This is a genomic window from Prevotella sp. AM42-24, assembly GCF_003461825.1.
GTDB classification, from domain to species: Bacteria; Bacteroidota; Bacteroidia; order Bacteroidales; family Bacteroidaceae; genus Prevotella; species Prevotella hominis.
Map to the genome: position 1 here is coordinate 33144 of NZ_QTXV01000005.1, position 22836 is coordinate 55979.

Genomic DNA, 22836 nt, shown 5'->3' on the forward strand with positions numbered 1-22836 from the left:
CATGCTGAAATAGATATAGTAAAAGCAAGAAGAGTATGGAAATACCTAGCTTTAACGCACTTATCCAGAAAAGCATCATAGACCATTGGGATATGGATGCACTAACAGACTACAAGGGAGCAACCTTGCAGTATCACGATGTAGCTCGCAAAATCGAGAAATTACACATCATGTTTGAAAACTCAGGCGTGGTAAAGGGTGACAAGATTGCCCTCTGCGGTCGCAATAGTGCCAACTGGGCTGTAGCATTTCTTGCTACCCTCACCTATGGTGCTACTGCAGTACCTATCCTGCATGAGTTCATGCCAGACCAGATTCACAACATCGTAAACCACAGCGATGCCAAGTTGCTCTTTGTAGGTGATGTAGTGGCTACTCAGGTAGATGCTACCAAGATGCCAGGTTTGGAGGGTATCATCTACATTCCAGACTATTCACTGGTGGTATCCCGCACAGACAAGTTGACCTATGCCCGTGAACACCTCAACGAGATGTTCGGTATCAAATTCCCTAAGTATTTCCGTAAGGAACACGTACATTATTATATAGATGAGAATCCTGAGGAGATGGCGCTCATCAATTATACCAGCGGAACCACCGGTTTCTCCAAGGGTGTGATGGTACCTTACCGTGCGCTCTGGAGCAACATCGACTTCGCCCAGCATGTATTGCCGAAGGAGGTCAAGTCTGGCGACTCTATCATCAGCATCCTTCCGATGGCTCACATGTATGGTATGGCATTTGAGTTCCTGTTTGAGTTTATCACCGGTTGCCACGTATTCTTCCTCACCCGCATCCCAAGTCCGGCTATTATCGCCGAGGCATTCAGCCGCATCAAGCCAGCCGTTATCATTGCTGTGCCTCTGATTATCGAGAAGATTATCCGCAAGAAAGTTTTCCCTAAGATACAGAACAACCGCATGCGCATGCTTCTTCACATGCCTGTCATCAACAAGAAGGTACGCGAAAAGATATGCGACCAGGTGACTCAGGCATTTGGAGGCAACTTCTATGAGATTATCATCGGCGGTGCAGCTTTCAACAAGGAAGTGGAGAATTTCCTGCATAGCATCGGCTTCAGATATACCGTAGGTTATGGCGCTACAGAGTGTGCTCCTATCATCTGTTATGAGGACTACAAGCACTTCGTACCAGGTTCATGCGGTAAAGCTGCAAGAAATATGATGGTGAAGATAGACAGTCCAGACCCAGAGAATGTACCTGGCGAGATTTTGGCAAAGGGTCCTAACGTGATGCTCGGCTATTACAAGAACGAGGAAGCTACTGCTACTACCCTCGACAAGGAAGGCTGGTATCATACAGGCGACCTCGGCACGATGGACGGAGATGGCAATGTATTCATCAAAGGCCGCAGCAAGAACATGCTCTTGGGTGCATCTGGCCAGAACATCTATCCTGAAGAAATCGAAGATAAGCTCAACTCCCTGGCACTCGTCAGCGAAAGCGTAGTGGTTCAGAAGGGTAATAAGCTCATCGGTCTGGTTCATCCAGATTTCGACGAAGCGCAGTCTTTGAACTTGGGTAGAAACGAGTTGGAGGAGATTATGGAACAGAACCGTCAGGAGCTCAACGCCATGATTCCTGCCTACAGCAAGATCAGCGAGATTCGCATCCACGATGAAGAGTTTGAGAAGACTCCTAAGAAGAGTATCAAGCGCTTCCTCTATACTGCAGAATAAAACATCAAGAAATAAACATCAAAAAAGAGGGTGTGTCATGTACTTATTGACACACCCTCTTTTTTGATGTTTATTTTTTCCTTCATCGGATTACGCGGAATAAAACACATCATATTCATATGACATATCTTATAAAAGGACACCAGAACGGATACGTGACAACGTTTCCGGTGTCATCTGAAGATAATTAGCGATGTAGGTAAGCGGAGCACGGAGCACCACCTGCGGACTCAGATCGCAAAGTCGCTTGTAGCGATTAGGCGCAGACTCGAAGCGAACCAAATCGGCATGAATCTGTGACTGAATCAAGCTCTCCTCCAGAATCTTACGATAAAGCATCTGGATATTGACATTGCGCATGGCAGCAGCCTCCAGTTTCGCCTTCGGCAAAGCATAGACCAATGTAGGTTCCAGTGCCTCCACCTGCAAACGGGTAGGTTCCTCCTTAAACAAGCTCTCGATACACATAAATATGGAGTGATCAACACCCAAGTGCTCGGTCACCTCCTTACCATTCTTAAAATAGAACTGGCGTACTAATCCTTTCTCTATATATGAAATGTTTCGACACACCTCACCCTCTTGAAGAATCTTTTCTCCCTTACCATATTTGATAGGAACGAGCAGACTCTCCAGCACATCTAATTCATCGTAAGTCATGGTACTGTACTTACGGGCAAGCTCTCTTGCGATATCTCGCGTCAGGGGCATGTTCTTAAATTCTTGCATTTCTACAATCCTCCTTATTTTGGTCCCCCATATGTGCTCTACAGATGAGGGAAATTTATAATATTGTATGGTTAGTCTAACTTAAGTACTGCGAGGAAAGCCTTCTGAGGCACCTCTACATTACCAATCTGTTTCATACGCTTTTTACCCTTCTTCTGCTTCTCCAACAATTTGCGCTTACGGCTCACGTCACCACCATAACACTTGGCTGTAACGTCTTTACGTACCTGCTTGATGGTTTCACGCGCCACAATCTTCGCTCCGATAGCTGCCTGAATGGCAATATCAAATTGCTGGCGTGGAATCAGGTCTTTCAGTTTCTCGCACATTCTGCGACCGAAAGCCACTGCATTGTCACGGTGGGTCAGCGTACTCAGGGCATCCACTGGTTCACCATTGAGCAAGATGTCGAGCTTCACCAGATCAGAGTGGCGGAAGCAGTCGATATGGTAGTCGAAGGAAGCGTAACCCTTCGAGATACTCTTCAGTTTATCATAGAAGTCGATGACAATCTCACCGAGAGGCAGCATGAAGTGCAGTTCCACACGGTTGCCACTCACATATTCCTGATTGATGAGTTCGCCTCGCTTATCCAGACATAATTTCATGATAGGACCGATATAGTCGCATGCCGTGATGATAGTGGCACGAATATAGGGTTCCTCAATATGGTCTATCATCGTAGGATCAGGCAATCCCGAAGGATTGTGAACCTCTTTCTCACCGCCCTGTTTGTCATATACCATATAGGAAACGTTAGGCACCGTGGTGATGACATCCATATTAAACTCGCGGTCTAATCGTTCCTGCACGATTTCCATGTGGAGCAGACCGAGGAATCCGCATCGGAAACCGAAGCCTAATGCCACCGAACTCTCTGGCGAGAAGGTAAGGGAAGCATCATTGAGCTGCAATTTCTCCAGCGAAGCACGAAGGTTCTCATAATCGCTTGGGTCTATCGGATAAACACCCGCAAAGACCATCGGCTTCACTTCCTGGAAACCAGCAATAGCCTTTTCGCATGGACGTGCGATATGGGTAATGGTATCACCCACCTTAACCTCGGTCGCATTCTTGATACCAGAGATGATGTAACCCACCTCACCGGTACCCAATTCCTTGCGAGGAATCATGTCCATCTTGAGTACTCCAATCTCATCAGCATCATATTCCATGCCCGTATTGAAGAACTTCACCTTATCACCCTTGCGGATGACACCATTCTCGATTTTGAAGTAGGCGATGATACCACGGAAGGAATTGAACACGGAGTCGAAGATCAAAGCCTGAAGCGGTGCCTTGTCATCACCCTCTGGATGAGGAACACGATTGACAACAGCCTCAAGAACATCTTCTACACCCTCGCCCGTTTTACCCGACGCACGAAGAATGTCTTCACGCTCGCAACCAATGAGATCAATGATTTCATCTTCTACCTCCTCCGGCATAGCCGAAGGCATATCTATCTTGTTGATGACCGGAATAATTTCCAGGTCATGATCTATAGCCATATATAGATTGGAAATGGTCTGTGCCTGCACACCCTGTGTGGCATCTACGACCAAGAGCGCTCCCTCGCAAGCAGCGATGGAACGAGAAACCTCGTAGGAGAAATCGACGTGTCCCGGAGTATCAATGAGGTTGAGGATGTATGATTGTCCATCTTTTGCCTGATACTCCATCTGGATGGCGTGGCTCTTAATCGTGATACCGCGCTCTCTTTCCAAATCCATATCGTCCAGCATCTGACCCTCTGTGATCTTAATCGTCTGGGTCTTCTCCAACAAACGGTCTGCCAAGGTACTTTTACCATGGTCAATATGTGCAATAATGCAGAAATTTCTTATCTTATTTATATTCTCCATATATATTTTTCTCTCTTTAGTTTGCAAAATTACCTTATTTTTAGGAGAAAACCAAATTTTTCCCGTACATTTTTTGTTTTATCGTCCTAAACCGTGATTTCTCCCGAACCATAACAGCGATGGTGATTCTCATCATAAACCACACAGAACTGTCCTGGAGCCACTCCATGAATAGCCTCATCCGAGTGGATCATCCATCTGCCATCCTCCAGTTTTTCGATGGTAGCAGGATGATATTCCGGGGTATGACGGATCTTGAATGTGACCCGTGACATCGGCACTTCGCGAGTCAGGAAATGGAAATCGTGCAGCGGGAACTCCTGTTTATAGGCCGTCTGAGGGTCATAGCCATGGCTCACATAGAGGATATTCTTCTCTACGTCTTTCTTGATGACAAACCAAGGACCGCCGCCGAAGCCCAGTCCCTTACGCTGTCCAATGGTATGATACCACAGTCCCTTGTGCTCACCGATACGCTTACCCGTTTCCAGTTCGATGACATCTCCCGGCAGGTCACCTAAATAGCGGCGAATGTAGTCATTATAGTTGATTTGTCCGAGGAAGCAGATACCTTGACTGTCCTTACGCTTGGCATTGATGAGATGTTCTCTTTCTGCGATTTCACGCACCTCATTCTTGATATGATGACCGATTGGGAAGATAGCCTTCTTGAGTTGCCAACTCTCTATCTGGGCCAGGAAGTCGGTCTGGTCTTTCACCGGGTCAGGACTGGTAACGAGCCACTTATCCCCATTCTCATCTATTTCGGTCTGGGCATAATGTCCCGTAGCGATGAGGTCATAATTGTGTCCCATCTTCCGATCAAACGCACCGAACTTGATGAGTCTGTTGCACATCACATCCGGGTTAGGCGTATATCCAGCCTTCACCTTCTCCATTGTATATCGGGTAACCTCATTCCAGTATTCCTGATGACAATCCACCACTTCGAGTTTACAACCATATTTGCGAGCCACGGCAGTAGCCATTTCCAGGTCCTCCTCAGAAGAGCAGTCCCACTCTTCCTTTTCTTCCGGACCGATCTTGATATAGAAACAGTCGGGATGCAAACCCAATCGGGCAAGTTCCCATACTACCACTGAGCTATCTACTCCGCCCGAAAGCAGCACCGCAATACGCTTGTCTATGATATTTTCAGTCATTTCTTCTTTTTTATGAATTAATTGCGTGCAAAATTACAAAAAAAGTGCGATACCTAACTATAAATAAATAAAAATTAGTACCTTTGCACTCGAATTTTCAATTTTACAAGTAGTTATGGATATCTTAAGAAATCTATTTTACGGCTTCCCTGACCTTTGGGGAGGCGGTGTAGCCCATTCTGTCATGATACTTGCATTGGTCATCACACTGGGCTTGAGTCTCGGCAAGATTAAGGTGAAAGGTGTTTCCCTTGGCTTGGCGTGGATTCTATTCATCGGTCTTATCTTTGGGCATTTCTCGCTCAATCTGGATGAGCACCTGCTCCACTTCCTCAAAGAGTTCGGTCTGATACTCTTCGTTTATTCCATCGGTCTGGAAGTGGGACCAAGTTTCTTCTCTTCCTTCAAGAACGGTGGCAAGAGTCTCAACTTGCTCAGCATCATCGTCATTGCCCTGAGCATCATTACCACGCTCGGCATCTACTCTATCTCCAACACCTCTATCACTTCGATGGCAGGTATCCTCTCTGGAGCAGTAACCAATACGCCAGGTCTCGGTGCGGCACAACAGGCATTCAGCGATTTGCGCCATATCGATGCTCCATCCATCGCTGCCGGCTATGCCATCGCCTATCCGATGGGTGTACTGGGTGTCATCCTCTCTTTCATCATCTTGCGATTTGCGCTCCGCATCGACAAGAATGAAGAAGATGCACAGGCTAAGCGCGGATTCGGACATCTGGAAGCTATGACCCTCAACACATTCTCTGTGAAGATTACCAATAAAATGATTTTTGGTAAAACCGTGAAAGAGGTACGCCATATCTTGGACCGTGACTTCATGATTTCGCAGATACACCGTCCTGACAACAACAGCAACAAGGAAATGGTCAACGGACAGACTGTACTCAACGAGGGCGACATCATCTATGTAGTGGCTCACCCTACTGTACAGGAGCCTCTCATCGCACTCTGCGGTGAAAAAATAGATATGGCATGGGAGGAGTTTGGTAATGAGTTGATTACCCGCCGTATTCGTATTACCAAGCCAGGCATCAACGGAAAGACCATCTCACAGATGCAGATTCGCTCTAACTTAGGTACCAACATCACTCGTGTAAACCGTGCAGGCGTCGATCTGATAGCCACACCAAATTTGAAACTTCAATTGGGCGACCGTGTTACCGTAGTAGGTACAGAACTCGCCATCAGTCATACAGAGAAAGTATTGGGTAACCAGATGAAACGACTCAACTACCCTAACCTGATTCCTATCTTCTTGGGTATCATGCTCGGTTGTATCGTTGCCAATATTCCTTTCTTCATCCCAGGCATCAACGAGAACCTGCGTCTTGGACTGACCGGTGGACCATTGGTAGTAGCCATCCTGATAGGTTATTTCGGTCCGAAGTACAACCTCGTGACTTACAATACGATATCCGCCAACCTCATGTTGCGAGAGATAGGTATCTGTATCTTCCTGGCATGTGTTGGACTCGGTACAGGAGAACAGTTCATTGAGACGGTGGCTACCGAGAAGGGTATGATCTGGATTCTCTATGGCATCGGCATCACCATGATTCCAATCCTGTTGGGCGGTATCATCGGCCGTTACCTATTCCACATCAATTACTTCACCCTGCTTGGCGTATTGGCTGGCGCCAACACGAACCCATCGGCTTTGGCATACGTAAGAGAACAGACCTCAGCCGATTCACCAACCGTAGGCTATGCGAATGTATATCCATTTGCCATGTTCCTGCGCATTGTAACTATACAGATTATTATTTTCGTGTTCGGATAAAAACGGACCCACTTTATAAAAAGATTATTAAGGATAAAAAAAGACATTCATGGAAAAGGAGAATGAATTAGGGGCAATCTTAGCCAATTCAGAAGAAAACAAGACATGCAAGTGTGGTAACGAGAAAGACAACTGCAAGTGTATGGAGATTTCCGAGGCCGAACTTCGTAGAAAACTCGACCTTCTGCTCCGTACAGGAAGCATCCTCATAGAGAGCGCAGCCGACACCTCACGCATCATGCGAACAATGAAACGAGCTGCTGCTTTCTTAGGACTCGACGAGAAATACCTGCATCTCTACATCAACTGGAACGTCCTGATGGTGAACTATAGTGACGAGCAGCACTCGTTCTCTAAGTTCCAGCGCTGCGAAAAGCACGGCATCAACCTGACATCCATTTCAATGATCAGTAAGTTGACCTGGCGTGCCATCAAGGAAGACTATTCGCTCGACCAATATGAGGCAGCACTCAACGAGGTAAAGGCAACTCCACGCAGTTTCACCCCTTGGCAGGTAGCCATCGGCGGTGGATTTGCCTGCGGCGGATTCTGCATTCAGTTCGGTTGTGACTGGCCAGCATTCTTCTATTGTTCATTGGCAGCCATCCTCGGTTTCCGCCTTCGTATGTTCTTGCCTTCCAAAGGTTGCAATAACTATGTGGCTATCGGTATCTCAGCATTTGTTGCTACTCTTATCGCATGGCTCACCTCTTTCCTTTCGCTCAATCCAAGCATTGCTAACAGTCTGCCTGATTTCATGCATTCTGCTACTCCTTGGCATCCACTGATGGCATGTGCCCTCTTTATCGTACCGGGTGTACCGCTGATCAACTTTGTGAGTGATATGCTCGACGGATATATCGAGGTGGGTATGGTAAGAGCACTCAACACGTTGCTGATGGTTCTGTCTATGGCATTCGGTATTGCATTTGCCATCCAGGTATGTCACATCGACAACTTTGTGACGGATCTCACCATGACTCCTCACCACGAATATTGGGAATTTGCCATCGCAGCAGCCGTATCAGCTATGGGTTTCTCTACCATTTTCAGTATTCCGAGAAGACTGTTGCCAGCAGTAGCCGTAGGAGGTATCATCGCCGTATGTTTCCGTAACTTTGTGAACCTCGGTCCAAGCAATGGCAATATCGGTCTGGATATGGGTTTGAGCATCGGTTCCTTGGCAGGTTCAGCCCTCATCAGTATCATTGTCATCAAGGCCCGTCACTGGTTCCACACTCCTCACCAGTGTATCACGATTCCAAGTGTAATCCCTATGGTACCGGGTGTATTGATGTATCGTGCACTCTTTGCTTTCATTGATATGCACGGTGTGGTAGGTGAGGTTACGGTAGGTATGAACAATGCCATCAAGGCATCGCTTGCTATCATCTGCATCGCTCTGGGTGTAGCTATTCCGAATGTCTTCTTCCGCCGCTTTATTGCAGACAACCGCAAGCGCAAGCTCTTCAATATGCTCGTGGAAAGAAAGAAGAAGAACGGCGAATTTGTGGATTTGCATGAAGTAGAAATCAAATAGAGCCTTATTTCATCAAAAAGAACAAGACTCAATTATTATAATAGAGGGTGTGTCATAAGTCTGTGACACGCCCTCTTTTTTCTTCATTATTTTTATTCATCGGATTACGCGGAGTTATCGGATGAAAAAAACAATGAATAAATCAGATGAAGAAAAACTATAAAGAAAACTGATAAAGAAAGATGAATAAAATGATATCATGAAAATTGATTCTCTGGGCAAGGAAAAAATTACGGCTGGGCAAGGAGAAATTTTTCCCTGGGCAGGGAAAAATAAAAGTGGGTCATGACTCTCGGAAAAGAAGCGCTTCTGATAAATGTCCTGTCCTTTACAAGGATGTAAATATCTTTTCTCATTTTTGATGGCATATTTTGTTTTATTAATGATTTTTTCTTCTTTTTCTCTCCCTATTTCAATTATTTGTTGTATCTTTGCCTTTAAACAGAACCAAAAAGGAATTAAGACTATGAATATAGAACATTTTATTGATAGAATAGAAAAAACAGATGGTCTTTCCCAGACCCTCGGAATGCATTTTATATCAACTCCAGAGCCTGACACGCTCCAAGCCACCATGAAAGTGGATGAAAGAAACAAGCAACCTTTCGGATTCCTCAGTGGGGGTGCCTCACTTGCACTGGCAGAAAATCTGGCAGGTGTAGGTTCGTTGGCACTTTGTCCGGGCCAAATAGCCGTGGGCATCAACGTGAGCGGTACCCATGTTCTGGCAGTTTCTGAGGGCGATACCGTTACTGCATTCGGTAAGCTCATCCATAAGGGAAGAACCCTACATACATGGAAAATAGATATCAAGAACTCAGCTGGAGACATCATCTGTACTGTACAGGTAACCAACTACGTCTTCACTCCTAAAAAAGACAGCGGAAAGAAGGTAAACCTGCAGGATGCTGAGGATAAACCGCTACAGGAAGATGATACCCCTATGCAAGCAACAGAAAACCCATCAACCAATCAGGAGGACTAAAACGGCATGTCAGCATTTGCATTTTATCGACTCCCCTATAAAGATCACTATACGTTGGTGATGCAGCATGATGATGATCCCGAAAAACTCAATTCCGTCAATGAACTGAATGGGAAACATGGCTTCGTCATCGCCCCTTTCATGCCTTCGGAAGAATGTCCTATTCTCCTGATGCGCCCCGATGTGGTCAAACACTTCCCTATCCAGGCAGTAACTACAGACAATAAGAAGATTCATTTTCCAGAATCTGTCAGCGAGAAAGAAGCATACCAGAAAGATTTCGAAGATTTCCATCAGCAACTGACCAAGGGAATATTCGACAAAATCGTATTGGCTCGCTGCTCACACCAGAAATCACCTGAAGCAAAAGGACTGAAGGCTGAAGAACTCTTCAAGAAGGCCTGCCAGATGTACCCACGCCTCTTTATCGCGCTCGTCTCCACGACCCAATCGGGCACATGGCTCATGGCTACGCCGGAAATACTGCTCAGTGGAAACGGATGCGAATTCAAGACTATGGCCCTGGCTGGAACACATGCCGGAGAAGAAACAGACTGGACGAAGAAGGAACAGGAAGAACAGCAGTATGTAACCGACTATATCGAGGATGTCATCTCAGAATTTACGGATGAATACAGCAAGGAAGGTCCCTTCACCACAATGGCAGCCAACCTCTACCATCTTCGTACCGATTTCCTCTTCCGACTGGAAGATACCGACTGCTTAGGCGATGTACTGGATGCACTCTTTCCTACCCCAGCTATCTGCGGTATTCCCAAGGAAGAAACCCGCCAATACATCCTGGATCATGAAAGTATCAACCGCAAATACTACAGCGGATTCGTGGGTCCCCTCATGCCTTCGGGAGAAACCCAACTCTATGTTTCACTCAGATGCATGAATATACACCAGGGTGGCAACTTCCAACTGTATGCAGGCGGAGGACTGCTTGCAGAAAGTGAAATGCAGAAGGAATGGGAAGAAACAGAGGCAAAATTAGGAACCATGAGAGCTGTTATCAGCAAGTAATCATACATTAAAAAAAGCAGATTCGTGTTTAGCAATATTGAGAATGTAAATATACTGACCAATGTACTGAAAAGACATGGAGTCAGGAGAGTTGTGGTATGTCCAGGCAGTCGCAACGCACCACTGGTACATAACCTCAATGAGATAGACGGCATCACCTGTTATCCCGTAACGGATGAGAGAAGTGCAGGATTCGTAGCATTAGGAATGGCCTTGGGTGACCCTTCACCTTGTCCATCCCCAGTAGCGGTATGCGTCACTTCTGGTTCTGCATTACTCAACCTATATCCAGCAGTAGCAGAAGCATACTATCAGAAACTGCCGGTTGTCTTTATCTCAGCAGACCGGCCGGGCGCATGGATCGGGCAACAAGATGGGCAGACCCTTCCACAACCGGATGTTTTCGGAACAATGGTCAACAAGAGCGTGAACCTGCCTATTATCACTCCTCGCATTCATAGCGAAGAAGGATGCCTGCCTGCAAATGCCGAAGCTATCAACAGCATGCACGATGAACAGGCATGGCATTGCGAGCGATTGGTCAACGAAGCCCTTATCGACTGCAAACACCGCAAGATAGGACCGGTACACATCAATATTCCGATACCGGAACCCCTCTATGAGTTTACATGCCGTCAACTGCCACAAGCCCATAAAGTGGATTACATCCGTTCGGGAATGTGGAGCGGAGATTTCCACTATGGCGATCTGCTTGACTTTCTGGAAGCCAAAAAGCCGATGATAATCATCGGACAAGACTATCCTGCCTCCATACTCTATGGAATCAAGAATATTCAGAACTGGGCAGTCATACTCTGTGAACCAACCGCTTTGGGACTCGACAGTAAGGATCCTGCTGACAGGAAATTTTCGACATCCCAACTGATGACTAACTTTGAAGAAGTACTCTATCAGATAGAAGTCAAAAAAGCAGAAGACCCGGATTTCGATGAAGAAGCCTACCTGCCAGACTTCATTCTCTATACAGGCGGCAACATCGTCAGCAAGCGACTCAAGCAGTTTCTGAGAAAAGCAGCCCAAAAGGCTCAGGTATGGCGAGTGAGCAAGGACGGAGACTATATCGACACCTTCATGCGAACCGACCGGATTTTCCAGGCAAATGTGCATCAGCTGGCAGATGCCATGACCTCCTACGAGCAGAAATATCCAGATGAGGTGAATGATTACCGGGACCTCTGGACAACAGCCTTACGACATGCCAAACGGCACGCCTACGATTATGAACCGGAATACAGCAGCATGGCTACCGTCAGGTATTTTGAACAGGAATTTCATGCCAACTCCAAGAAGGACAGCAGAGAATGCCGCGTATTCTATGGCAACAGTATGGCAATACGCCTGGGTTGTATCTATGCGCATCAATACGCATTCTGCAATAGAGGCGTGAATGGTATCGAGGGAACACTCTCCGCAGCAGCAGGACTATCCATCTATCTCTCGGAATATCATCATCCAGATGCCAAAAAACAACAGAAGGTATTCTGCATCCTGGGCGATCTCAGTTTCTTCTACGACCAGAATGCCCTCTGGAACCAGAACCTCAACGGCAGTCTCCGCATCATCGTACTCAATAATGGCGGTGGTGCCATCTTCGGCAAGTTCAAAGGACTGAAGGAAAGTGCAGCCAGAGAAAACCTCGTGATGGCAGAACACCAGACTTCAGCTGTCAACATCTGTCAGGCAAACGATATCACCTATCTGGGAGCAGACAATATGAAAACGATGAAGTATGGTATTGACCAACTCATCCATTCTGACTCAGAGAGACCGATGCTTCTCGAAGTATTCACCGACATCGATGCAGACAACCGGGCACTGGAAGATTACTTCAAAAGTTTATAAAACGGGATACATTCAATCCCATCCATGAGAATTAGAACAAACATTCATAACATATGAGAAATTGGAAAAAAATAGAAGGATTTGATTTCAAGGAAATCATCTTCGAAGAATACAATCACATCGCAAAGATAACCATCAACCGTGAGCGTTACCGCAATGCTTTCACCCCACTCACCACCTGGGAAATGTCACAAGCCTTCAGCTATTGCCGTGAGTGTCAGGGCATCCGTGTCGTGATTCTGACAGGAGCAGGCGACAAGGCATTCTGTTCGGGAGGCGATATGCACGTGAAAGGCCGTGGTGGCTATGTGGGTTCCGATGGAGTACCACGTCTCAACGTACTCGACGTGCAGATGCAGATACGCCGCTTGCCCAAACCAGTCATCGCCATGGTAAACGGTTATGCCATCGGTGGCGGTCATGTGCTCCATGTCATGTGCGACCTGACTATTGCATCAGAGAATGCCATCTTCGGACAGACTGGTCCAAAAGTAGGCAGTTTCGATGCCGGTTTCGGTGCTTCATACCTTGCCCGCATGGTAGGTCAGAAGAAGGCACGCGAAATCTGGTTCCTCTGCAAGCAATATACTGCCAAGGAAGCAGAAGAAATGGGCATGGTGAACAAGGTTGTGCCTTTCGACCAACTGGAAGATACCTGTGTGGAATGGGCAGAAATCATGATGGAACGTTCTCCTCTCGCCCTCCGCATGATCAAGGCAGGTCTGAATGCAGAACTTGACGGACAGGCTGGTATTCAGGAACTGGCTGGAGATGCCACCATGCTTTATTACACGATGGATGAAGCGCAGGAAGGTGGTAAGGCATTCTTAGAGAAGCGCAAACCAAACTTTGACGACTACCCGATGTTCCCATAATTTCCTATCATTTCACATCAAGGAAACATATATCCACAGGAATTTACCTTTTTGGCTACAGATTCATTCTTTTCGGCATTTTTTTCTATAAAAAAACTCATAATACCAAAATATTTTTCTAACTTTGCAGCCGAAATACAAAAGTAATAAAAGTTACAGTAATGAAAATTAAAGGATTAATCTTAGCTATGGCACTCTGTTCAACCATAACAATGGGAGCACAGGGTGCGGGTAAATTTGTTCCATTTAAGTATGGAAACATGGATCAATGGGTAACAAGAAGTATTAAGGAATCAGGAATTATTGGTGGCAACCAAAAGACGCTCTATGAAGTAGGTCCCAACATGTCGCTCTCTGGCAACAACCCATATACCAACAAAGGCGGCTCTCCTTGGGGAACATCCAATGTCCTGGCTCATGTATCCGGTATCTACAAGACCAACTGTTCTGTATATCGTGATACCCATGCCGGTCATGGCCATTGTGCCAAACTCGTCACCCATATCGAGAAGGTGAAGGTGCTCGGCCTTATCAACATCAAGGTACTGGCAGCCGGTTCTCTCTTTCTGGGCGATGTACGTGAACCTATCACGGGTACCAAGGATGGTCCGAAGGCTATCAACTGGGGTATTCCTTTCACCGCCCGTCCAAAGGCTTTGAGATACGACTACAAGACTCACCTCAGCACCAGTCCTACCCGCATCAAGCAGACGGGGTTCAGCAGTGCCTCTACCGTAGCGGGGCATGACTATGCCGTAACTCTTCTTTATCTTCAGAAACGTCATGAGGATGCCAGAGGCAATATTACCGCCAAGCGCGTAGGTACCGTAGTGGTGAAATATGGCAAGAGTACCAGTGGATGGGTGGAAAATGCCACTTACGAGATACATTATGGCGATATCCGCCACATGGCAGGATATAATGCATCTCTTATGGGACTTCGTACTACCGACTATGCACGCAACAGCAAGGGCAAGAGCGTACCTGTAAAGGAAGTAGGATGGGCAGCTGCCAATGAAACTCCAACTCATCTCGTATTACAGTTCTCTTCCTCTCATGGCGGAGCATATATCGGAACTCCAGGAAACACATTTTGGATAGACAATGTGGGACTCGTTTATTAATCGCGTCCCACACCTTATTATATATATAAGAAGCAACAATATCTTATTTAGGAAAAATAGTATCATGAAGCATCTACTCATGTGTCTCATCTGGCTTGCTTTGTCAGAACCTTCTTGTGCCAAAGCGCGAACTGATTATCTTCCAGTAGACAGCATCCATGTAATGACTGCCGAGGAGTCTGATACCCTCAACACTCCTGCGAAAAAGAAATCTCTCATAACGAGATTTCTCGACTATTTCAATGATGCCAACAAAAACAAGAAGCATAAGAAATTCGACTTCAGCATCATCGGCGGTCCACACTACAGCACCGACACAAAACTGGGGTTAGGACTTGTGGCTGCAGGACTCTATCGTACCAACCCCAATGATACGATTCTGCCTCCTTCCAACGTATCACTCTTCGGTGATGTGAGCACTGTAGGATTCTACATGTTAGGCATCAGGGGTACCCACATTTTTCCACAGGATAAATACCGTGCCGACTATACCGTCTATTTCTACTCCTTTCCCTGCGACTACTGGGGCATGGGATACGACATGGGAAATGACGACAGTAACAAGAGTGAGATGAAGCGATGGCAAGCCCGCATCAAGGGTAGTTTTCTCTTCCACCTGGGAAGCAACTTCTACATCGGTTCCATGGTGAGCTATGACTATGTGATAGGTAAAAACGTAGAACGACCAGAACTGCTCAACGGCATGGACAGACATACCTGGAATTTAGGTGCCGGTTTCTCTGCCGTCTATGATTCAAGAGATGTGCTTACCTATCCACATCAAGGTCTCTACATCAACCTGACCCAATGTTTCCGACCACGCTTCATGGGCAACGATTATGCTTTCAGTACCACCGAACTGCAAGTAGATGCCTATCAGAAAGTATGGAAGGGCGCCATCCTGGCAGAGGATTTCCGTACAATGCTCAATTTCGGTAACCCGTCTTGGGGCATGATGGCTCTCTTGGGCAACAGCAACTCCATGCGCGGATACTACGAAGGACGGTATAGGGACAAACATAAGATAGAGGCGCAGGTGGAACTTCGCCAACATATATGGAAGCGCAACAGTCTGACCGTCTGGGTAGGTGCCGGAACCATATTCAGCAAGTTCAGCAACATCCGTTCCCGACACATCCTGCCTAACTACGGATTGGGATACCGCTGGGAATTCAAGAAGAATGTAAATGTACGCCTTGACTACGGATTCGGAAAAGCAGGACAATCTGGATTCCTGTTTAGTATCAACGAGGCATTTTAATCAAAAAATAATGAACTTTATCAATAAAGACAATTTCAATAAGCTACTCTATATCTATGCGACGTTGGCACTACTGTTGCCCAACATCGTTCTCTGTATCACGGAGCGCCTGTCACTCTGGGCGAGTGCCACCAATATCATACTGCCATTGGGCATCTATATGCTACTGATGTCACTCTGCAAGAAAACGGGCAAGATGATATGGATATGCTTCATCATGATCTTCTTTGCAGCATTCCAGCTGGTACTCCTCTACCTCTTCGGTAAAGGAGTGATAGCCGTGGATATGTTCCTCAACCTCGTGACCACCAATCCTGGTGAGGCTATGGAACTGCTCGACAATCTGGTACCAGCCGTGGCCGGAGTATTCATCGTATATCTACCGCTGCTCATCTTAGGAATCATATCCATCAGAAGCAAACGGTGGGCTCCACTATCAAGCAACTGGCAGAGAAGAATGCATAAATGGGGAGCCTCAACAACGATAACAGGTCTGCTCTTCCTGGGCTTTACATACTGGTTTTCAGATGATTACAAGTTACAGGATCAGCTCTACCCTGCCAATGTGTTCTACAATCTCGGCTTAGCCGTGCAGCGCAACAACGCCTCAGTAAATTATCAGGAAGCCTCCCAGAATTTCCGATTCAATGCCACTTCTACCCATCCAGCCGATTCCAGTGAAGTATATGTGATGGTAGTGGGCGAAACAGCCAGAGCACACAATTTCAGTCTCTATGGTTACCAACGTGATACCAATCCATTGCTCGGCAAGACAGCAGGACTCGTGGCATTCGACAAGGTGACAACCCAGTCGAACACAACCCACAAGAGCGTGCCGATGCTCCTTTCGGCAGCCTCAGCCAGCGACTTCGAGCGTCTGTTCCACGAGAAGGGAATCCTGGCAGCCTTCAGGGAAGCCGGTTTTCATACCGTTTTCCTGAGCAATCAACTCCCCAACCATTCCTTCATCGACTTCCTGGGTGAACAGGCTGACGAATGGGCTTTCATCAAAACCGGAGACAGAAACGAGGCTTTCGACAAGACGTATGGTCAAACATTCGACAAAATGTACGGGCAGGGAAAACTGGCCAAGATGGACGAAAAAGGCAATGTCTATGATGCAGACCTGCTGCCAATTCTCGACCAGATACTGAGCAGAAAACATCAGAAACTCTTCATCGTACTCCATACATACGGTTCACATTTCAACTATATGGAACGCTATCCGAGAAACATGGCGCATTTCCAGCCAGACAGCCAGAGTGATGCCAAAGCAGAAAACCGCCGCGACCTGTTGAACGCTTACGACAATACCATCCGCTATACCGACTACGTATTGCACAGCATCATCGAACGTCTGCAGAAGAAAGGCGGCATGAGTGCCATGCTCTATACAAGCGACCACGGAGAGAATATCTTCGATGACAACAGGAAACTCTTCCTACATGCCGCACCACGTGCTTCGCATTATGAACTGGACGTACCTTTCCTGATTTGGACATCAAGGAGTTATGAGCATCAGGAACCAAGAGTAGATGCGGCTCTCTCCCAGAATAAACATAAGGAGATACAAAGCAGCCGTTCTGCCTTCCACACGATGCTACAGCTCGGCGGCATTGCCACCCGATACCGTATAGACAGATATTCCGTAGCAAATTCGGGCTATCATCCAGAGCCTCTGCTGTATCTCAACGACCATGATGAAGCAATTCCGCAAGCCGACTGTGGATTTGACAAATAGAAAACCAGATAAAAGAAAACAAGAAAGATAAATGGCAAATAGAAAGAAGAATGATAGATAAAATGAAAAATAATTCATTTTTTATCTCTTTTACGAAAAAAAGTAGTATCTTTGCCCTTGAAAGTGTCATAAGGATACTTTCAAGGGCAAATGCATTCATATAGATGAATCTAAAATATAAACAACAAAGAATTAAACAATAAAGTTTAAACATACATTAAAGACTAAAAAACAAAAGAAAATGGAACAGATTAAAAACGATCAGCTCACATTGGAGATTTCATCTCTCGGCGCAGAACTTCAGAGTATCAAGGATGCCAATGGTAATGAATATCTTTGGGATGGTGACGAGAAGTACTGGAATCGCCACTCACCAATCCTCTTCCCTATCGTATGCGGTTTGTGGAAGGACACCTATCGCATTGACGGCAAGGAATATACACTCCCACGTCATGGCTTCGCCCGTGATACAGAGTTCAAGTTGGTTGGCAAAACTGCTGACCGTCTCACCTTCGCCCTCATCGATAATGAGGAAACGCAGAAGAATTATCCTTATCATTTCAATCTTGCCATCTCTTACCGTCTGGAAGGCAACGAGATTCACGTTATCTGGCATGTAGAAAACACCGATGACAAGGAAATCATGTTCCAGATTGGCGGTCACCCTGCATTCCTGGTTCCAGGTTGCAAGAAGGGCGAGGAAATGAAGGCTACTCTGAAACTCGACAACGAAGCACCTGTTCGCCTGTATGGTAATGTGGGCGGCTGCATCGACCGCCAGGCTAAGGAGACCGTGGAAACTGAGAAGGGTATCTGGGAAGTAAACGAGGAGACCTTTGCAGAGGATGCGGTAATCTTCGACAAGAGCCAGGTAAAGCAGGTGAGCATTCTCAACGAACAGGGTGAACCTCACGTAACATTAGAATTCAAGACTCCTGCCGTAGGTATCTGGAATCCAACAGGCAAGCATGCTCCATTCGTCTGCATCGAACCATGGTATGGATTGAGCGACTGGGCAGAATTTGACGGCGAATTTAAGGACAAATATCTGATGAACCGCCTCCAGCCAGGAGCAAGTTTCATGAGTGAGTATATTATTAGAATCGAAAAATAACATACAACAACTTAATATTCAACATTAAACATTACAAAAAATGAAAGAAGAAATGAACCTCCCCGAAAACGCTTTCAGAGAGCTGAAAGACGGGGAAGAGTACAAGCCGCTGATGTCGCCCGACAAGGTTTATCCTGAGGTGAACGGATGGTCAGTGACTTGGGGTATCATGATGGCAATCATCTTCTCTGCCGCCGCAGCCTATCTGGGTCTGAAGGTTGGTCAGGTTTTTGAGGCAGCCATCCCTATCGCTATCATCGCAGTAGGTGTCAGCACCGCTACCAAGCGCAGCAAGGCTCTTGGCGAGAATGTCATCATCCAGAGTATCGGTGCCTGTTCGGGAGCAGTGGTAGCAGGTGCTATCTTCACCTTGCCTGCCATCTATATCCTGCAGGCTAAGTATCCAGACATGACAACTTCATTTATGAAGATCTTCATGGCTTCGGCTCTCGGTGGTGTGCTCGGCATCTTGTTTCTGATACCTTTCCGCAAGTATTTCGTAAGCGATATGCACGGCAAGTATCCTTTCCCTGAAGCGACTGCTACCACACAGGTACTGGTAAGCGGTGCCAAGGGCGGCGATCAGGCTAAACCTTTGCTTATCGCTGGTCTGGTAGGTGGTCTCTATGACTTCATCGTTGCCAGTTTGGGATGGTGGAACGAAAACTTTACTTCCCGTGTAGTCGGTTGGGGTTGCGACCTTGCTGACAAGGCAAAACTCGTATTCAAGGTGAATACTGGAGCTGCCGTACTCGGTCTGGGTTACATCATCGGTTTGAAATATGCCTTCTACACCTGCTTGGGTTCACTCGTCGTATGGTGGTTGATCGTACCAGGTATGAGCATTGCTTTCCACGACAGTGTGCTGAGTGCCTGGGATCCAAGTATCGTGAAGACCGTAGGGGCTATGAGTCCTGAAGAAATCTTCAGAGCATACGCCCGCAGTATCGGTATCGGTGGCATTGCCATGGCAGGTATCATCGGTATCATCAAGAGTTGGGGTATCATCAAGAGCGCTGTAGGTTTGGCAGCACAAGAACTGAAGGGCAAGAGCGATGTGGACGAAAATGTGAAGCGTACTCAGCGTGACATTTCTTTCAAGATTATCGCTATCGGTTCAATTGTAACCATCCTCATCACCTTCCTCTTCTTCTGGTTTGGTGTGATGGAGGGCAATCTCCTCTTCGCCGTCATCGCCATCCTGCTGGTAGCTGTTATCGCTTTCCTCTTTACTACCGTGGCTGCCAATGCTATTGCCATCGTAGGTTCTAATCCTGTATCAGGTATGACCCTGATGACACTCATCTTCGCTTCTGTAGTGATGGTGGCTGTAGGATTGAAAGGCCCAGGCGGTATGTTGGCAGCGCTGATCATGGGTGGTGTGGTTTGTACCGCATTATCGGTGGCAGGTTCATTTATCACCGACCTCAAGATAGGTTACTGGCTCGGTACCACTCCTAAGAAACAGGAGGGTTGGAAATTTCTCGGTACTCTGGTAAGTGCTGCAACAGTAGGCGGTGTGATGATGCTTCTGAATGAAACTTACGGTTTTGCATCCGGTTCTCTCGCTGCTCCTCAGGCAAATGCCATGGCTGCAGTCATCGACCCATTGATGAACGGTGTGGGTGCTCCTTGGGTACTCTACGGCATCGGTGCAGTCATCGCCATCGTACTCACCTATTTCAAGATTCCAGCATTGGCTTTTGCGCTCGGTATGTTCATTCCATTGGAGCTGAATGTCCCACTGTTGGTAGGTGGTGCCATCAACTGGTATGTGACTTCCCGCTCTAAGGATGCCAAGGTGAATAATGAACGCGGCGAAAAGGGTACACTCATCGCCAGTGGTTTTATTGCCGGTGGTGCCCTGATGGGTGTAGTAAGTGCGCTGCTCAAATTTGGCGGCATTGAAGCCAGCATCGCTGAAAGCTGGTGGGTCAACCCTATGTCAGAGGTTTGTTCGCTCATTGCTTATATCCTCTTGATAGGTTTCTTTATCAGAGCTACAAAGAAGTAATCAAGGAACTATAATCCATAAAAGAGCGATATTTTATGGTTTCTGACAAAAAAAGTACCAAAATATTTGGAGATTTCAAATAATCGCTTTATCTTTGCATCCCAATTCAAGCGTTTCAGGCTTATGGATTGGGATGTTTTGGTATCATCATTGAGAAAAGACAGATTCGGGGTTGACTGGATTTGACGGCGAGATGAAATGGTACGTAAGCACGCGGAGGCTCGTTGGCTACCTCCTAAATCTTAGTGAACAAAAAATTAATTGGCGAAAATAACTACGCTCTCGCTGCCTAATCGAAGTACAGTAGATTAGCTTTATTCCGTCACTAGGTGATGGAACGGGACATCGCTCAACGGATGTAGTTCCGAATCTTGTTGGTCAAGCGGTGCAGGTAAATCGGAAATAGCTCGGGTAGGCCTCGATGCTCGGGTGAAATTTTAGAGGATAAGGGTATGATTGGTGGTCCAGGTCTTGTCATACTTCGAAAATCAAAGGCTGGAATAAGCGTGTAGAAAGCGTATGGTTTCCTTGTGCGGACGAGGGTTCGATTCCCTCCAGCTCCACTTCTACGAAAAAGAGGGTGTGTCATGAACTTATGGCACACCCTCTTTTTCGTAGAAGTGGCCTTACACTTTGAGCTACATTAGCCACAAAATGCCAACATTTTGCAAGCAAAACTCGATATAAAAGAGCACAAAGACACTACAAGCAATTATTCTATTGATATTTTATCACATATAAAACAAAATCACTTTCAATCTGAAAGAATTAAACACCCTATTGCTTACAAATCAAAAGAACTCATAAAATAGTTGATAAAAATAGATTATTTTTTCTTTGTTTTTCGACAAAACGTCGTATCTTTGCAGTCGTAAACAAGCAAATAGTCATCAAAATAATAAAATGACTATCACTATGTTAATTTCCGCAAAAGAATTTTACTTCTTTAAAGGGATAAAACAAGAGAATGAAGAGATTATCAATCGCATATAGGTTCTGATCTCATGCAAGAGAAACCAGGATTCATGCGAGAAGTATCAAACTTAAAGGACAACACAATATGAAAGAAACAGTTCATTTCACAAAGATGCATGGAGCTGGAAATGATTACATTTATGTAGATACCCAGTTGTACGACATACCCGACCCAGAAAAGGCAGCTATAGCCTGGAGTGCTTATCACACAGGTATTGGAAGCGATGGACTGGTTCTTATCGGCAAACCAAAGGATAGCAGAAGAGCAGACTACTCCATGCGCATCTTCAATGCTGATGGCTCTGAAGCCATGATGTGTGGTAATGCAAGTCGCTGTATCGGAAAATATCTTTATGAAAAAGGATTGACCCGAAAAGACACCATACGGCTTGAAACACTATCAGGCGTCAAGATATTGAAATTGCATATTCAGGATAATCATCAAATTGTAGATTCGGTAACAGTAGATATGCTGAAACCCAAATTGGAAAATCCTGAGCAATTCATAGGTCCTTCTGTACTTGCTGCAGACGAAAGAATCTTTGAAGGCACTTACGTTTGTATGGGAAATCCACATTTCGTAACTTTCGTGGATGACATCGATACTATCGACATCGCCCACTATGGAAAAATCCTCGAAAGAGACCAAGCCTTTCCTCAACGCTGTAACATCGAATTTGCACAATTGACAGATACAGACATCATTAGAACACGAGTTTGGGAAAGAGGAAGCGGAATAACAATGGCTTGTGGAACAGGGGCTTGTGCCACAGCTGTAGCCGCATTCCTTACCAAGCGTGCTGGACGAAAAAGCAGTATCGTGATGGATGGAGGAACTTTGCAAATCGAATATAACGAGGAAGACGAACACGTATATATGACTGGTCCTGCAGCCTTCGTATTCGAGGGTGAGATTCAGGTGGAATGAGAAATGTTAAAAATGAGAAATGAGAAATTTAGCTGCATTCACGAAGTTAACATTCAACATTTAGCATTTAACATTAAAATAAAAAGAACGCAAACTTAAATAATAATGGTCTAAGAGAAATATCTG

The 22836-nt window shown here is 46.1% G+C and carries 15 protein-coding genes, 1 other RNA gene and 1 pseudogene; 14 read left to right on the plus strand and 3 right to left on the minus strand.

The genetic code is table 11. The features are described 5' to 3' along the window. The first annotated feature begins 35 nt into the window (after window positions 1-35). Window positions 36-1700 carry an AMP-binding protein gene (locus DW917_RS02875; RefSeq protein WP_118116319.1) on the plus strand — a complete coding sequence of 555 codons (1665 nt, stop codon included), beginning with the start codon at window positions 36-38 and terminating at the stop codon, window positions 1698-1700. Between the two features lie 129 nt (window positions 1701-1829). Here the strand turns inward: DW917_RS02875 and DW917_RS02880 are convergent, their stop codons facing one another. The 3 genes from DW917_RS02880 to mnmA form a co-directional block, all read right to left on the minus strand. After that, the gene (locus tag DW917_RS02880; protein WP_370453506.1) at window positions 1830-2411 is read right to left on the minus strand and encodes a Crp/Fnr family transcriptional regulator; all 582 of its coding nucleotides are present in this window, start codon (window positions 2409-2411) and stop codon (window positions 1830-1832) included. A gap of 89 nt (window positions 2412-2500) precedes the next feature. Next, on the minus strand, window positions 2501-4294 hold the full coding sequence (lepA, locus tag DW917_RS02885; protein WP_118116323.1) for a translation elongation factor 4: 1794 nt from the start codon (window positions 4292-4294) through the stop codon (window positions 2501-2503). An 86-nt stretch (window positions 4295-4380) separates the two neighbouring features. Further along, the gene (gene mnmA / locus DW917_RS02890) at window positions 4381-5457 is read right to left on the minus strand and encodes a tRNA 2-thiouridine(34) synthase MnmA (RefSeq protein ID WP_118116325.1); all 1077 of its coding nucleotides are present in this window, start codon (window positions 5455-5457) and stop codon (window positions 4381-4383) included. Between the two features lie 115 nt (window positions 5458-5572). Between mnmA and DW917_RS02895 the strand changes: the two genes are divergently transcribed. The 13 genes and pseudogenes from DW917_RS02895 (at window position 5573) to dapF (ending at window position 22710) form a co-directional block, all read left to right on the plus strand. Next, window positions 5573-7261: a putative transporter gene (locus DW917_RS02895; RefSeq protein ID WP_118116327.1), complete on the plus strand. Its 1689-nt coding sequence runs from the start codon at window positions 5573-5575 to the stop codon at window positions 7259-7261. A 142-nt stretch (window positions 7262-7403) separates the two neighbouring features. Further along, window positions 7404-8801, plus strand: coding sequence for a threonine/serine exporter ThrE family protein (locus DW917_RS02900; RefSeq protein ID WP_118116476.1), 1398 nt, complete (start codon window positions 7404-7406; stop codon window positions 8799-8801). Window positions 8802-9267: 466 nt separating this feature from the next. Further along, window positions 9268-9681: pseudogene (locus tag DW917_RS02905) on the plus strand (PaaI family thioesterase); the annotation flags it as partial. A gap of 111 nt (window positions 9682-9792) precedes the next feature. Next, a complete protein-coding gene (locus DW917_RS02910) occupies window positions 9793-10815 on the plus strand; it encodes a chorismate-binding protein (protein WP_118116329.1) in 1023 nt (340 codons plus the stop codon). A gap of 24 nt (window positions 10816-10839) precedes the next feature. Beyond that, the gene (gene menD / locus DW917_RS02915; protein WP_118116331.1) at window positions 10840-12678 is read left to right on the plus strand and encodes a 2-succinyl-5-enolpyruvyl-6-hydroxy-3-cyclohexene-1-carboxylic-acid synthase; all 1839 of its coding nucleotides are present in this window, start codon (window positions 10840-10842) and stop codon (window positions 12676-12678) included. Window positions 12679-12731: 53 nt separating this feature from the next. Continuing rightward, the gene (menB, locus tag DW917_RS02920) at window positions 12732-13553 is read left to right on the plus strand and encodes a 1,4-dihydroxy-2-naphthoyl-CoA synthase (protein WP_118116333.1); all 822 of its coding nucleotides are present in this window, start codon (window positions 12732-12734) and stop codon (window positions 13551-13553) included. A gap of 161 nt (window positions 13554-13714) precedes the next feature. After that, window positions 13715-14677: a PCMD domain-containing protein gene (locus tag DW917_RS02925; RefSeq protein WP_118116335.1), complete on the plus strand. Its 963-nt coding sequence runs from the start codon at window positions 13715-13717 to the stop codon at window positions 14675-14677. 163 nt (window positions 14678-14840) lie between these two features. Further along, window positions 14841-15938 (plus strand): BamA/TamA family outer membrane protein, encoded by a 1098-nt coding sequence (locus DW917_RS02930; RefSeq protein WP_233524620.1) that lies wholly within the window; start codon window positions 14841-14843, stop codon window positions 15936-15938. Between the two features lie 10 nt (window positions 15939-15948). Beyond that, complete coding sequence (locus DW917_RS02935; RefSeq protein ID WP_118116339.1) at window positions 15949-17679, plus strand: lipid A phosphoethanolamine transferase; 1731 nt, start codon at window positions 15949-15951, stop codon at window positions 17677-17679. 241 nt (window positions 17680-17920) lie between these two features. Then, window positions 17921-18793 (plus strand): aldose 1-epimerase family protein, encoded by an 873-nt coding sequence (locus tag DW917_RS02940; RefSeq protein ID WP_118116341.1) that lies wholly within the window; start codon window positions 17921-17923, stop codon window positions 18791-18793. A 40-nt stretch (window positions 18794-18833) separates the two neighbouring features. After that, window positions 18834-20807: an OPT family oligopeptide transporter gene (locus DW917_RS02945; RefSeq protein WP_118116344.1), complete on the plus strand. Its 1974-nt coding sequence runs from the start codon at window positions 18834-18836 to the stop codon at window positions 20805-20807. Window positions 20808-20975: 168 nt separating this feature from the next. Next, window positions 20976-21373: a transfer-messenger RNA gene (gene ssrA / locus DW917_RS02950) on the plus strand. A gap of 494 nt (window positions 21374-21867) precedes the next feature. Continuing rightward, window positions 21868-22710, plus strand: coding sequence for a diaminopimelate epimerase (gene dapF, locus DW917_RS02955; protein ID WP_118116346.1), 843 nt, complete (start codon window positions 21868-21870; stop codon window positions 22708-22710). Window positions 22711-22836 lie beyond the last annotated feature (126 nt).

Excerpts from the sequence above, each read along its gene's own strand:
- mnmA (WP_118116325.1), bottom strand. The coding sequence starts at position 5,457 with ATGACTGAAAATATCATAGACAAGCGTATTGCGGTGCTGCTTTCGGGC.
- DW917_RS02900 (WP_118116476.1), top strand. The coding sequence starts at position 7,404 with ATGGAGATTTCCGAGGCCGAACTTCGTAGAAAACTCGACCTTCTGCTC.
- DW917_RS02875 (WP_118116319.1), top strand. The coding sequence starts at position 36 with ATGGAAATACCTAGCTTTAACGCACTTATCCAGAAAAGCATCATAGAC.
- DW917_RS02910 (WP_118116329.1), top strand. The coding sequence starts at position 9,793 with ATGTCAGCATTTGCATTTTATCGACTCCCCTATAAAGATCACTATACG.
- DW917_RS02945 (WP_118116344.1), top strand. The coding sequence starts at position 18,834 with ATGAAAGAAGAAATGAACCTCCCCGAAAACGCTTTCAGAGAGCTGAAA.
- DW917_RS02880 (WP_370453506.1), bottom strand. The coding sequence starts at position 2,411 with ATGCCCCTGACGCGAGATATCGCAAGAGAGCTTGCCCGTAAGTACAGT.
- DW917_RS02930 (WP_233524620.1), top strand. The coding sequence starts at position 14,841 with ATGACTGCCGAGGAGTCTGATACCCTCAACACTCCTGCGAAAAAGAAA.
- DW917_RS02925 (WP_118116335.1), top strand. The coding sequence starts at position 13,715 with ATGAAAATTAAAGGATTAATCTTAGCTATGGCACTCTGTTCAACCATA.
- DW917_RS02895 (WP_118116327.1), top strand. The coding sequence starts at position 5,573 with ATGGATATCTTAAGAAATCTATTTTACGGCTTCCCTGACCTTTGGGGA.
- DW917_RS02940 (WP_118116341.1), top strand. The coding sequence starts at position 17,921 with ATGGAACAGATTAAAAACGATCAGCTCACATTGGAGATTTCATCTCTC.
- DW917_RS02935 (WP_118116339.1), top strand. The coding sequence starts at position 15,949 with ATGAACTTTATCAATAAAGACAATTTCAATAAGCTACTCTATATCTAT.
- lepA (WP_118116323.1), bottom strand. The coding sequence starts at position 4,294 with ATGGAGAATATAAATAAGATAAGAAATTTCTGCATTATTGCACATATT.
- menB (WP_118116333.1), top strand. The coding sequence starts at position 12,732 with ATGAGAAATTGGAAAAAAATAGAAGGATTTGATTTCAAGGAAATCATC.
- dapF (WP_118116346.1), top strand. The coding sequence starts at position 21,868 with ATGAAAGAAACAGTTCATTTCACAAAGATGCATGGAGCTGGAAATGAT.